Below are 12,931 nucleotides of genomic sequence, written 5' to 3'. Positions count from 1 at the left end.
ATGAGGGCGAACCCGCTGCGCGGCCCGGCCGGGTGCTTTCACGTCCTACAATCGAAACAGGCATGCCCCACGCGACGCAGCCGGACCGCCCGGACGCGCGGCGCGCGGAGTGCGATTGACGAAGGAGGGCGCGATGTTCCGGCACATCCTCGTTCCAACCGACGGTTCCGAACTGTCGCAGAAGGCGATCGACGGCGCGATCGACCTGGCGCGCGCGGTCGGTGCGCGGGTCACGGCCTACGCGTGCCTGCCGCAGTATCCGTACTCGCCGTTTTCCGAGGTGATCATCGAGCCGCCCGCCGATTTCCGGGCGCGCAGCGAGCGCGAGGCGCGTGCGCACCTCGACGAGGTCGAATCGGCTGCGAAGGCGGCCGGCGTCGAGTGCGACACCTGGACGAGCGTGCATCCGTCGCCGTATCTCGGCATCATCGAGGCGGCCGAACGCGGCGGCTGCGACGTGATCTTCATGGCGTCCCACGGACGCCGCGGGCTCGGCAGCTTGCTGATCGGCAGCGAGACGCAGCGCGTGCTGACCCATACGAAAATTCCGGTGATCGTGTATCGGTAGGGCGGCGCCCTGGAAAAAGGGCGCGCCGGACGAAGCCGGCGCGCGTCGTTGCTGGCGGCCCGCAGGCCGCGCGGCCGGTCGCGCGATCGGGATCGCGCGCCTGCCGTCTCCTCCCTGATTGTTGTCCGGTGGCCGATGCCGCGCCGCCGCGAGACGGGGCGGGCATCGGCATGACGCGTGGCGCGTCGTGCTTTTCGGCTTACGCGACCTTCTTGCCGTCGAAGAACTGCTCGTCTTCGGTCGAGCCGTGCAGCGCGGTGGTCGATGCTTCGCGCTCGACCGTCTGCGTCACCGCGTCGAAGTAGCCGGTGCCGACTTCGCGCTGGTGCTTGACGGCCGTGAAGCCCTTGTCCGCGGCTGCGAACTCGGCCTGCTGCAGTTCGACGAACGCGCTCATCTGCGTGCGGGCATAGCCGTGCGCGAGGTTGAACATCGAGTAGTTCAGCGCATGGAAGCCGGCCAGCGTGATGAACTGGAACTTGTAGCCCATCGCGCCGAGTTCCTTCTGGAACTTCGCGATCGTCGCGTCGTCGAGGTTCTTCTTCCAGTTGAACGACGGCGAGCAGTTGTACGACAGCAGCTTGCCCGGGAACTGCTTGTGGATCGCTTCCGCGAACTTCTTCGCGTACTCGAGATCCGGCTTGCCCGTTTCGCACCAGACCAGGTCGGCGTACGGCGCGTACGCCAGACCGCGCGAGATCGCCTGCTCGATGCCCGGCTTGGTGCGGAAGAAGCCTTCCACCGTGCGCTCGCCCGTCAGGAACGGCTTGTCGTTGTCGTCGACGTCGGACGTGATCAGGTCGGCTGCTTCCGCGTCGGTGCGGGCGACCAGCACGGTCGACGTGCCCATCACGTCGGCCGCGAGACGCGCAGCCGACAGCTTCGCGACGGCCTCGCGCGTCGGCACGAGCACCTTGCCGCCCATGTGGCCGCACTTCTTCACCGAAGCGAGCTGGTCCTCGAAGTGCACGCCCGACGCGCCGGCTTCGATCATCGCCTTCATCAGTTCGAACGCGTTCAGCACGCCGCCGAAACCGGCTTCCGCGTCGGCGACGATCGGTGCGAAGAAGTCGACATAGCCTTCGTCGCCCGGGTTCTTGCCTTCCGACCACTGGATCTGGTCGGCGCGCGTCAGCGTGTTGTTGATGCGCTTCACGACAAGCGGCACCGAGTTTGCCGGGTACAGCGACTGGTCCGGGTACATTTCGCCCGCGACGTTCGCGTCGCCGGCCACTTGCCAGCCGGACAGGTAGATCGCCTTCAGGCCGGCCTTCACCTGCTGCATCGCCTGGTTGCCGGTCAGTGCGCCGAGTGCGTTGACGAACGGCTCGTTGTTGACGAGGCTCCACAGTTTTTCCGCGCCGCGCTTGGCGAGCGTGTGCTCGATCGGAATCGAACCACGCAGCCGGACCACGTCTTCAGCCGAGTAGCTGCGCTTGATGCCCTTCCAGCGCGGATCGGTTTCCCATTGCTTTTGCAGTTCCTGTGCCTGTTGCTGTCGCGACATGATGAGCTCCTTGATGCGGTGCGATGCCTGATGGGTTGACTCTGACGGTGTTGACGCTGTTCTCGAAGCCGGGAGCGGTGCGTTCCGGTTCGTGAGGTCTTGTATAAGAGTCTAGGCAAATCGACTGGAGCAGGACAGGGGGCCGGCCGCGGGGTGGGATAAATTTTTAGTTGTTTTAAATCAATATCTTGAAATCATTATTTCAGGATAAGAAATGCTTTTTTCCATCCCGCAATCGCCCGGGTTGTGCCGCGCAGCATGATTTTTTACGACGCAAAAAAATTTTCCGCATCGTGAAATTTGGGGCGGGGCGAAAAAAAACCGGCGCGGATGCGCCGGTTGGCTGGATGGGCAGGGCGGTTATCCGCGGGCCTGCCCTCCGTAGGGCGGCCGGTGGCCGCCCGTGCGTGCTTACGACGCAGAGTTGCTGCGACGCGGGCCACCGCTGCGCTGGCCGTCGCGACGCGGGCCGCCGTCACGGCTGCCACCCGGCTTGCCGCTCCAGCCGCCGCCATTGCCGCCGCCGTAGCTGCGGCCGCTGCCGTTACCGCTGCCGCCATAACCGCCGCCCGGCTTGCCGCCGAAACGACGACCGCCGTTACCGCCGCCCGGACGGCCACGGCCGCCGGTGCCGCCGTTGCGCGGGGGCGCCTTGCGCGGCTCGAAGCCTTCGATCACGTTGACCGGCAGCGGCGCGCGCACGAAACGCTCGATGCGCTTGAGCGCGCCTTGCTCGGCGTGGTGCACGAGGCTCACGGCCGTGCCCGAACGGCCTGCACGGCCCGTACGGCCGATACGGTGCACGTAGTCTTCCGCGAACTTCGGCAGGTCGTAGTTGAACACGTGCGTGATGCCCGGGATGTCGATGCCGCGTGCCGCGACGTCGGTGGCCACCAGCACGCGCACACGGCGCTCGCGCAGCGCACGGATCGTGCGGTTACGCGCGCCCTGCGGCAGGTCGCCGTGCAGCGCGGCCGATTCGAAGCCTGCGTCGGCGAGACGGCCGGCGAGCTGGTCGGCGTCGATCTTGGTCGCCGTGAAGATGATCGCCTGGTCGAGCGCGTCGTCGCGCAGCAGGTGATCGAGCAGGCGATCCTTGTGGTCGCGGTCGTCGACGTAGTGCACGGTTTGCGCGATGTTCGCGCGCGACTCGAGGCGCTGCTGGATCTCGATGCGTTCCGGATCCTTCAGCAGGCGGCTCGTCAGCGAACCGATCTTGCCGTCGAGCGTGGCCGAGAACAGCATCGTCTGGCGCGACTCGGGGGTGGCGGCAACGATCGTTTCGATGTCGTCGATGAAGCCCATGTCGAGCATGCGGTCGGCTTCGTCGAGGACGAGCATCTTCAGCTCGGACAGGTCGATGCGGCCGCGCTCGAGGTGGTCGAGCAGACGGCCCGGCGTGGCGACCAGGATTTCCGGGTTCTTCGCGAGCAGCATCAGCTGCTGGCCGTAGGCGACGCCGCCGAGGATGCTGACCGTGCGCAGGCGCTTCAGGTGCTTGCCATAGGTCGTTGCGGCCGTGGTGACCTGCATCGCGAGTTCACGGGTCGGCGTCAGCACGAGCAGGCCCGGGCGCGCGACGGGTTGCGGGCGGCGCGCGCGGCGGTCGCCCTGGTTCGGTTCGCGCGGCGCGCGCGGTTGCTGCGCCTGCGCCTTCTGGAGCTGCGCGAAACGTTCGATCGCGGGCAGCATGAATGCGGCGGTCTTGCCCGAACCGGTCGGGCTCGAGACCAGCAGGTCACGGCCGGCGATGCCGGCCGGAATCGCGCGCTGCTGGACCGGCGTCGGCTTCACATAGCCGGCGGCCTGCAGCGCGGAGACGATCTCCGGCGACAACCCGAGCGACGCGAAGCTCGGCTCGTCCGACGCCGGTTCGACCGCGGCCGGTGCGGCGGCGTCGTCGAGACCGAGCGCCTGGTCGGCGATCGCGTTGAGCGGGCTGGAGTTGATGCTCGAAGTCATAACAATCCTTGAAACACAGTGGGTGAAACGTCGGCGCCAATCGCGCATACCCAAGTCGTCGGATTCAGCGAGCAAATCGGGAAACGGGGGTGCAATCCGCCGAACCGTCGGCGGATGAGGCATTAGAAGCTGTTTTGGGTGCGGCGCGCTTCAGGAGCGTGGCCGCCAGCCTGATAAGTGACGACCGTGAAGGTCGAAGCAGGAGGGGACAGGTTCTAAACCGGATTGGAGCTTAACGCTACGAGGCGTCAGGCCGGAACGGCTTGCGAGCCGAGCGCGGAAGATGACGCAGGCAGCATTATAAAGAGATTTGCTGCGCTGCGCCACTGATTTGATTGCCTATTGCGGCAGGGGGCGATTCGGTCAGGAAGCCGTGCCGCTCCTCAGCGATTCGACGAGTTCGATGTACTGCTGCTTCGCCGCATCCTGCGACGTGCCCTTCAGCGCATCCCAGGCGTCGTACTTGTATTTGCCGACGATGTCGGTGAAGCCCGGCTTGTCGCCATGGGCGTCGCCGTCGGTCGCTTGCTTGAAGAGAGCGTACAGGCGCAGCAGGGTCAGGTTGCCCGGACGTTCCGTCAGTTGCTTGACGTCGATCTGGGCCTGGTCGAATTGGGCGGTGAGTTCGCTCATCGGGTGTCTCCGTAAGGGTTTAAGGTCGGGCGATCTTAACAAGCGGACCGCCGCGCGGGGTCGAGCGATCCTTCCAAACCGCCGCCCGGTGCGGCGCACACGCACGGATCGGGCCCGATCGCCCGTGGGAGCGGGGCGCCGCATTACAATGTCGCCCATGACGCAAACAGTGCTCCTCGCCATCGATACGTCGACCGAATACTGCTCGGTCGCGCTGCTGCGCTCGGCCCACGCCGATGACGCCGTTCCCACCCCGCAAACCTGGGTCCGCCACGAGCTGACGGGCGCCGTGTCGAGCACGCGCGTGCTGCCGGCCATCCAGGACCTTTTCGCCGAATCGGGGCTGACGCTCGCCGATTGCGACGCGATCGCGTTCGGCGCAGGCCCCGGCTCGTTTACGGGCCTGCGTACCGCGACGGGCATCACCCAGGGTCTCGCGTTCGGGCGCGGGCTGCCGGTCGTGCCGATCGGCACGCTGCTCGCGTGCGCCGAGCACGCGCGGCTGCGCGCGCCCGGCACGACCCGCGTGCTGGCCGCGCTGGATGCGCGGATGGATGAAGCCTACTGGGCGGATTTCGCGTGGGACGACAGTACCGGCGACTGGCGCACGCTGCATCCGGCTTCGCTCGATGCGCCGGGCGCCGTCGGCGTGCCCGATGTGCCGTTCACGCTCGCGGGCAATGCGGCCGCCGCGTTCGGCGCGCAGTTGCCGGCTGCGGCGCGCGCGGCCGTGATCGACGGCGACGCGATGCCGCACGCGCTGGCGGTCGCCCATGCCGCCCTGCGTGCGTTCCGCGCCGGCCGCGCGGTGCCGGCCGATCAGGCGGCGCCGGAGTACGTGCGCGACAAGGTCGCGCAGACCACCGCCGAGCGCGTCGCGGCACGGGCCGCGCAGACGGGCGGAGCGAAGGGATGACGGGCGTACTGCTGAGCGACCGCTATCTGGCGCCGATGACGGATGCCGATCTCGACGAGGTCGTCGCGATCGAGCACGTCGCGTACGAATTCCCGTGGAGCCGCGGCAATTTCGAGGATTCGTTGCGCAACGGCTATCTGGGCGTGTGCCTGCGGCACGTGACGGGTTCGTTGATCGGCTATTGCGTGCTGATGCCCGTGGTCGACGAGATGCACCTGCTGAACCTGTGCGTCGCGCCGGCCGCGCAGTGCGCGGGCGCGGGCCTGGCGCTGCTGCGCGAGGCCGTGCGCATTTCGCGCGCGGAAGGGCTCGACGGCGTGCTGCTCGAGGTGCGGCCGTCCAATCCGCGCGCGATCCATCTGTACGAGCGTTTCGGCTTCTTGACGATCGGCCGGCGCAAGAATTATTACCCGGCGAAGCATCGCAGCCGGGAGGACGCGATCGTGATGCGTCTGACGCTGAACAAGGACGAAGGGGACGCGCATGGCATGGGCTGAAGCGGCGCTCGAGGAAATGGGCCTTGCGCAGATCTGGGTGCGGCGCGGGCAAGGCGCGGATGCAGGCACGGACGAGGGCGCGACAGCCAAAGCGCACGCCGCCGCGCAAACCGGTGGGGTGGACGCCGCACCGGCCGTCGCGACCGGGCGGCCTGCACCGGTTACGCCGGTCGCGTCGGCCGACACGATGCCGCCGATGGATGACATGCCGCCTGCCGGACCCGACGATTTCGCGTGGTTCGACGCGGCGCCGCCGGGCGATCCCGTGCCGATGGCCGAAGCGCGTCCCGTCGGTACGCCGGTTGCCGCGCTCGACTGGGATGCGCTGGCCGCGCGCGTGGCCGACTGCACGCTGTGCGGTCTGTGCGAGAAGCGGACCAACACCGTGTTCGGCGTCGGCGACCGCGAAGCGGACTGGATGCTGATCGGCGAAGCGCCGGGCGAGAACGAGGACAAGCAGGGCGAGCCGTTCGTCGGCCAGGCCGGCAAGCTGCTCGACAACATGCTGCATTCGCTGTCGCTCAAGCGCGGCGACAACGTGTACATCGCGAACGTGATCAAGTGCCGGCCGCCCGGCAACCGCAATCCGGAGCCGGACGAGGTCGCGAGCTGCGAGCCGTATCTGCAGCGCCAGGTTGCGCTCGTGAAGCCGAAGCTGATCGTCGCGCTCGGCCGCTTCGCCGCGCAGACGCTGCTGAAGACGGACGCGAGCATTGCGTCGCTGCGTGGCCGCGTGCATGCGTACGAAGGCGTGCCGGTGATCGTGACCTACCATCCGGCGTACCTGTTGCGCAGCCTGCAGGACAAGTCGAAGGCGTGGGCCGACCTGTGCCTCGCGCGCGACACGTTCCGGCGCGCAGAGGGCGGCGACGCGAACGGGCCGGCCGGACAATGACGACCGGCGCGGCGTGCGCATTCGTCGATACGCTGCACGACGTCGCGGTTCGGGATCTGGGCTGGCTGCTGGCCAGCCCGAGCTTGCTTACCGCGGTGCCGGACGCGCCGCTGGCGCGCCCGTGGCTGGATGCGGTGGGACAGTCGGCCGTCGAAGCATGGCTCGCCGCGCTCGATGCGCAGCCCGAGCCGCTGCATCGCGCGCTCGACGGCTTCCGGCCCACCCGCCTCGGCCGCTATGCCGAATGCCTGCTCGAGTATTTCCTGACGCACGGGCCGTCGCTGCGGCTCGTCGCGGCCAATCTGCCGCTGCGCAGCAACGGCAAGACGCTCGGCGAAGTCGATTTTCTCGTCGACGCACCGGACGGGCGGCGCCTGCACTGGGAACTCGCGGTGAAGTGCTACCTGTGCGCGCCGGTGCAAGCCGGCGCATCGCTTGCCGATTTCGTTGGCCCCAACCTCGTCGACCGGTTCGACCGCAAGCGCCGCCGGTTGCTCGAGCACCAGCTGCGGCTCGGCGATCGCGACGGGTTTGCGCGGCTCGGCTACGGCGCGCCGTCCGACGCGCAGATGTTCATCAAGGGCTGGTTGTTCTATCCGCATGGCGCGCCGCTGCCGCCGGTGTCCGCGGAAATCGCGCCGGATCACCCGCACGGTTTCTGGCTCACGCACGCGCAGTGGCCGGCCTGGGCGGCCGCTCAGCGTGCCGGCGTCGCATGGAGCGTGTTGCCGCGGCTTGCGTGGCTAGCGCCGCGACTGGCTGCCGTCGGTAGCGGATTCGAACCCGAAACGCTGGCGGCCACGCTGGAATTGCCGTCGGTGTTGACGACGCGCGAGGCGCCTGCGCTGATCGGCATTCATGAAAAGGGCAGTGACGGCACGTGGCGCGAAACGGCGCGCGGCTTCGTCGTGCCGGACGACTGGCCGGTGCGTGCCCGGGCGTTCGCGGCGCAGGATCACTGACGCCGCGTCAGCCGGCGCTCACCACCAGCGATGGAAGTGATGGACGGGGCCGACGCCGTGGCCGACGTCGAGGCGGCCGCTCGCGGTGATCGCGCCGGTCAGGTAGGTCTTGGCTTCGCGCAGCGCGCTTTCGAGGTCGGGCTGCTGCGGCAGCAGCGCGGCGATCGCCGACGACAGCGTGCAGCCGGTGCCGTGCGTGTTGCTGACCGGCACGCGTGCGCCGTCGAGCCGCACGGTGCGGGTCGCTTCCACGAGCCAGTCGGGGCTCGCGGACGCGTCCGGCAGGTGGCCGCCTTTCATCAGCACGGCGCGCGCACCCGTCTGTAACAGTGCCTGACCTTGCCGGACCATGTCGTCTTCGGTGGTTGCGGGCACATCGTTCAGCAGCGCGGCCGCTTCGGGCAGGTTCGGCGTCACGACCGTCGCGAGCGGCAGCAGCGCATCGCGCAACGCGTCGACGGCATCGGGTGCGAGCAGCGCGTGCGAGCTCTTCGAGATCATCACCGTGTCGAGCACGACGAAGCGCGGCGCGTAGCGCCGCAGCGCGTCGGCGACCGCGTGCACGATCGCCGCGTTCGCGAGCATCCCGATCTTGACCGCATCGATACGGATATCGCCGAACACCGCGTCGAGTTGCGCGGTCACGAACGCCGCGTCCGGCGCATGCACGCCCGTCACGCCGCGGGTGTTCTGCGCGGTCAGCGCGGTGATCACGCTCGCGCCATACGCGCCGAGCGCGGAAAAGGTCTTCAGGTCGGCCTGGATGCCTGCGCCGCCGCCCGAATCGGAGCCGGCGATCGTCAGGATGTTGGGTATCGGGTGCGTCATGAGGGCGACGCGCCGGTTCGAGGACCGGCGCCGGCGGACGGAAACGGGAAGTGTAGCGTCAGTGCCGCGATTCGCCGATCAGCGCGACCGAGTCGAACTGGCGCTGGTTCGCCTGGTGGCGGCGCATCACGAGCCACATCGTCAGGCAGACGAACGTGCCGAACAGCACGATCACGACGCCGACCGGCACGTCGAGCCACACCAGCACCGCATACAGGCACAGCATCACGAGGACCGACAGGTTCTCGTTGAAGTTCTGCACCGCGATCGAGTGGCCGGCCGACAGCAGCACGTGGCCGCGGTGCTGCAGCAGCGCGTTCATCGGAACGACGAAGTAGCCGGACAACGCGCCGACGCACATCAGGAAGATGTACGCGATGATCAGGTACACGGGCATGCGCAGGTGGCCGATGTGCACGGCCCAGTGCGACGGGAACAGGTCGCGCGTGTAGAACGCCATCAGCATCACCGCGATGCCCATGATGATGCCGACGGGCAGCACGGTCAGCGACTTCTTCAACGGGATTCGGGCGGCGGCGGCGATTGCGCCGGCCGCGACGCCCACGGCGACCACGGCCTGCAGGATCGCGCCTTCCGACAGCGACATGCCGAGCGACACTTCAGCCCACTTCAGCACGATGAACTGCAGCGTCGCGCCGGCGCCCCAGAACAGCGTCGTGACCGCCAGCGAGATCTGGCCGAGCTTGTCGCGCCACAGCACCATGAAGCAGTCGGCGAAATCCGTGAGGAGCTTGACCGGGCCGCGTTCCTGCTTCGGGTAGCGGGCGCCCGTATCGGGGATGCGCAGGTTGAACAGCGCGGCGATCACGTAGATCGCCATGATGATCGCCATCGCCGCTTCGGCGGGCGTGCCGATCCAGGCGGGCGTGTGCGCGATCACGTGCGACGCGATGTGCGGGCTGATCAGCGCGCCGCCCAGCACGGTGCCGAGGATGATCGAGCTGACGGTCGTGCCTTCGATCCAGCCGTTCGCGGCGACCAGCCGGTCGGCCGGCAGCAGCTCGGTGAGGATGCCGTATTTCGCGGGCGAGTAGGCCGCGGCGCCGAAGCCGACGATCCCGTACGCAATCAACGGGTGGGCGCCGAACAGCATGATCATGCAGCCGACGACCTTGATCGAGTTGGTGATGAACATCACGCGGCCCTTCGGGCGCGAATCCGCGAAGGCGCCGACATAGGCCGCCAGCACCACATAGGACAACACGAAGAACAGCTTCAACAGCGGTGTCATCCAGTTGGGGGCGTGGAGGTCTTTCAGCAGGGCGATGGCGGCGATGAGGAGCGCATTGTCGGCCAGCGACGAGAAAAACTGCGCGGCCATGATGGTGTAAAAACCTTTTTTCATCTGATGCGATGCTTTCGTCGCTGCGGCAGGGCCGCGTAGGCCGCCTAGTATGCGATCGGCTTATTCCGTTCGAAATGGGTTGTGCGCACGGCTTTATAACATGAAAATACGCCAATTCGGACTAGCAAGATTCCCCGATCGTTCCGCAAATTGTCGGCTTCAGTGCTCAAAAGGCGCGGTAAGCTGATGATTCGCAAGCGTCTTTACGTAAATTTCCCATGCCGCGCCCGATCTCCGCCACCATCCATACCGCCGCTCTCGCGAACAATCTCTCCGTCGTCCGCCGCTTTGCCGGCCCGTCCAAGGTCTGGGCGGTCGTCAAGGCCAACGCGTACGGTCACGGGCTCGCGCGTGTGTTTCCCGGCCTGCGCGGCACCGACGGCTTCGGCCTGCTCGACCTCGACGAGGCCGTCAAGCTGCGCGAACTCGGCTGGGCCGGCCCGATCCTGCTGCTCGAAGGGTTCTTCCGCTCGACCGACATCGACGTGATCGACCGCTACAGCCTGACGACGACCGTCCACAACGACGAGCAGATGCGGATGCTGGAAACGGCGCGGCTGTCGAAGCCCGTCAACGTGCAGCTCAAGATGAACAGCGGGATGAACCGGCTCGGCTACCAGCCGGAAAAATACCGTGCCGCATGGGAGCGCGCCCGCGCGTGCCCCGGGATCGGCCAGATCACGTTGATGACCCATTTTTCGGATGCGGACAACGAGCGCGGCGTCGCCGAGCAGCTCGCGACGTTCGAGCGCGGCGCGGAAAGCATCGCCGGCGCGCGCAGCCTCGCGAATTCCGCGGCCGTGCTGTGGCATCCGGATACCCACTTCGACTGGGTGCGCCCGGGGATCGTACTGTACGGCGCGTCGCCGTCCGGGCTGTCGTCCGACATCGCCGATACCGGGCTGAAGCCCGCGATGACGCTCGCATCCGAGCTGATCGCGGTGCAGACGATCGGGAAGGGCCAGGCCATCGGCTATGGCTCGACGTTCTCCGCGCAGGCGCCGATGCGGATCGGCGTGGTCGCGTGCGGTTACGCGGACGGCTATCCGCGGGTCGCGCCCGAAGGCACGCCGGTGATCGTCGACGGCATCCGCACGCGGATCGTCGGTCGCGTATCGATGGACATGATCACCGTCGACCTGACCCCGTGCCCGCAGGCCGGCGTCGGCGCGCGCGTCGAGCTGTGGGGCAACGCGCTGCCGATCGACGACGTCGCCCGCCATTGCGGCACGATCGGCTACGAGCTGATGTGCGCGGTCGCCGGCCGCGTGCCCGTGCGCGCGGAATAAGGGCGTTGCGCGTGGCCAAACAGAAAACCGTATACGTCTGCAGCGAATGCGGCGGACAGACCCCGAAGTGGCAGGGCCAATGCCCGTCGTGCCAGGCCTGGAACACGCTGGTTGAGTCGGTCGCCGAATCGCCCGCTGCCCATCGTTTCCAGTCGCTCGCGAAGCGGGCGCCCGTCCAGCGTCTCGTCGACATCGAAGCGGCCGACGTGCCGCGCTTCTCGACCGGCATCGGCGAATTCGACCGCGTGCTCGGCGGCGGGCTGGTCCCGGGCGGTGTCGTGCTGATCGGCGGCGATCCGGGCATCGGCAAGTCGACGCTGCTGCTGCAGTCGCTTGCGGACATCGCGAGCGAGCGGCGCGCGCTCTATATCAGCGGCGAGGAATCGGCCGCGCAGATCGCGTTGCGCGCACAACGGCTTGCGCTGCTCGACGGCGGTGCGGCGGCGGATGAGCTGAAGCTGCTCGCCGAGATCCAGCTCGAGAAGATCCAGGCCGCGATCGACGCGGAACGGCCGGATGTGGCCGTGATCGACTCGATCCAGACCGTCTATTCGGAAGCGCTCACGTCGGCGCCGGGCTCGGTTGCACAGGTGCGCGAGTGCGCGGCGCAGCTCACGCGTATCGCGAAGCAGTCGGGCACCGCGATCATCATGGTCGGGCACGTGACGAAGGAGGGCAACCTGGCCGGCCCGCGCGTGCTCGAGCACATCGTCGACACGGTGCTGTACTTCGAAGGCGATACGCATTCGTCGTTCCGGCTCGTGCGCGCGTTCAAGAACCGCTTCGGCGCGGTCAACGAGCTCGGCGTGTTCGCGATGACCGAGCGTGGGCTGCGCGGCGTCGCGAATCCGTCCGCGCTGTTCCTGTCGCAGCACGAGCAGGTCGTGCCCGGCTCGTGCGTGCTCGTCACGCAGGAAGGCACGCGCCCGCTGCTCGTCGAAATCCAGGCGCTCGTCGATACGGCGCACGTGCCGAACCCGCGCCGGCTCGCGGTCGGCCTCGAGCAGAACCGTCTCGCGATGCTGCTCGCGGTGCTGCACCGGCACGCCGGCATCGCGGCCTTCGACCAGGACGTGTTCCTCAACGCGGTGGGCGGCGTGAAGATCACCGAGCCGGCCGCTGACCTCGCGGTGCTGCTGGCGATCCATTCGTCGATGCGCAACAAGGCGCTGCCGAAGGGGCTGATCGTGTTCGGTGAAGTCGGGCTGGCGGGCGAGATCCGGCCGTCCCCGCGCGGGCAGGAACGGCTGCGCGAGGCGGCGAAGCTCGGTTTCACGTCCGCGCTGATTCCGAAGGCGAATGCGCCGAAGCAGCCGATCGAAGGGCTGAACGTGATGGCCGTCGATCGGCTCGAGCAGGCGATCGACCGCGTGCGCGATCTCGAGTGACCGGCGCGGCAGGCGCCCGTGTCATCTGAGCGGGCGATCTGTCGCGTAATTCGCTGTAAAGAAGATGTAGGGTTATGTAACCCGCCGGACATCGCTTTTCCCTATCCTTTGCCGGATTGT

At 67.7% G+C, this 12,931-nt stretch carries 12 protein-coding genes; 7 read left to right on the top strand and 5 right to left on the bottom strand.

Annotated features, from left to right (window positions below; all coding sequences use genetic code 11):
* Window positions 1-133: 133 nt before the first annotated feature.
* The gene (locus tag CFB40_RS11260) at window positions 134-568 is read left to right on the top strand and encodes a universal stress protein (RefSeq protein WP_089425708.1); all 435 of its coding nucleotides are present in this window, start codon (window positions 134-136) and stop codon (window positions 566-568) included.
* A 199-nt stretch (window positions 569-767) separates the two neighbouring features.
* Here CFB40_RS11260 and aceA read toward each other — a convergent pair whose 3' ends face one another.
* The 3 genes from aceA to CFB40_RS11245 all read right to left on the bottom strand — a co-directional run bounded on the left by aceA (window position 768) and on the right by CFB40_RS11245 (window position 4,670).
* Entirely contained in the window at window positions 768-2,075 is a 1,308-nt protein-coding gene (aceA, locus tag CFB40_RS11255) for an isocitrate lyase (RefSeq protein WP_069248300.1), read from the bottom strand.
* 411 nt (window positions 2,076-2,486) lie between these two features.
* Window positions 2,487-4,037, bottom strand: coding sequence for a DEAD/DEAH box helicase (locus tag CFB40_RS11250; RefSeq protein WP_089431241.1), 1,551 nt, complete (start codon window positions 4,035-4,037; stop codon window positions 2,487-2,489).
* 363 nt (window positions 4,038-4,400) lie between these two features.
* Window positions 4,401-4,670, bottom strand: coding sequence for an acyl-CoA-binding protein (locus CFB40_RS11245; RefSeq protein ID WP_089431240.1), 270 nt, complete (start codon window positions 4,668-4,670; stop codon window positions 4,401-4,403).
* A gap of 148 nt (window positions 4,671-4,818) precedes the next feature.
* On the opposite strand from CFB40_RS11245, the gene tsaB reads away from it, so the two are divergent.
* The 4 genes from tsaB to CFB40_RS11225 are packed head-to-tail and all read left to right on the top strand — an operon-like array spanning window position 4,819 to window position 7,940.
* Window positions 4,819-5,586 carry a tRNA (adenosine(37)-N6)-threonylcarbamoyltransferase complex dimerization subunit type 1 TsaB gene (tsaB, locus tag CFB40_RS11240; protein WP_089431239.1) on the top strand — a complete coding sequence of 256 codons (768 nt, stop codon included), beginning with the start codon at window positions 4,819-4,821 and terminating at the stop codon, window positions 5,584-5,586.
* Window positions 5,583-6,083 carry a ribosomal protein S18-alanine N-acetyltransferase gene (gene rimI / locus CFB40_RS11235; protein ID WP_089425705.1) on the top strand — a complete coding sequence of 167 codons (501 nt, stop codon included), beginning with the start codon at window positions 5,583-5,585 and terminating at the stop codon, window positions 6,081-6,083. Before tsaB ends, rimI begins: the two co-directional genes overlap by 4 nt.
* Window positions 6,070-6,978, top strand: coding sequence for a uracil-DNA glycosylase (locus tag CFB40_RS11230; protein ID WP_089431238.1), 909 nt, complete (start codon window positions 6,070-6,072; stop codon window positions 6,976-6,978). Before rimI ends, CFB40_RS11230 begins: the two co-directional genes overlap by 14 nt.
* Window positions 6,975-7,940, top strand: coding sequence for a DUF1853 family protein (locus tag CFB40_RS11225; protein WP_089431237.1), 966 nt, complete (start codon window positions 6,975-6,977; stop codon window positions 7,938-7,940). Before CFB40_RS11230 ends, CFB40_RS11225 begins: the two co-directional genes overlap by 4 nt.
* An 18-nt stretch (window positions 7,941-7,958) precedes the next feature.
* Here CFB40_RS11225 and thiD read toward each other — a convergent pair whose 3' ends face one another.
* On the bottom strand, window positions 7,959-8,768 hold the full coding sequence (gene thiD, locus CFB40_RS11220; RefSeq protein ID WP_089431236.1) for a bifunctional hydroxymethylpyrimidine kinase/phosphomethylpyrimidine kinase: 810 nt from the start codon (window positions 8,766-8,768) through the stop codon (window positions 7,959-7,961).
* Between the two features lie 58 nt (window positions 8,769-8,826).
* On the bottom strand, window positions 8,827-10,134 hold the full coding sequence (gene lplT / locus CFB40_RS11215; RefSeq protein WP_089425701.1) for a lysophospholipid transporter LplT: 1,308 nt from the start codon (window positions 10,132-10,134) through the stop codon (window positions 8,827-8,829).
* A gap of 218 nt (window positions 10,135-10,352) precedes the next feature.
* On the opposite strand from lplT, the gene alr reads away from it, so the two are divergent.
* Together alr and radA are read left to right on the top strand one after the other, a co-directional pair.
* Complete coding sequence (gene alr / locus CFB40_RS11210; protein WP_069248292.1) at window positions 10,353-11,423, top strand: alanine racemase; 1,071 nt, start codon at window positions 10,353-10,355, stop codon at window positions 11,421-11,423.
* 11 nt (window positions 11,424-11,434) lie between these two features.
* Window positions 11,435-12,811, top strand: a complete 1,377-nt coding sequence (gene radA / locus CFB40_RS11205) for a DNA repair protein RadA (protein WP_089425946.1) — start codon at window positions 11,435-11,437, stop codon at window positions 12,809-12,811.
* Window positions 12,812-12,931: the final 120 nt, after the last annotated feature.

Origin of the sequence: Burkholderia sp. AU31652 (assembly GCF_002223155.1) — a bacterium.
GTDB lineage: Bacteria > Pseudomonadota > Gammaproteobacteria > Burkholderiales > Burkholderiaceae > Burkholderia.
Note: the sequence above shows the minus strand (reverse complement) of the source record. Positions and strands in the feature narration are given on the sequence as shown.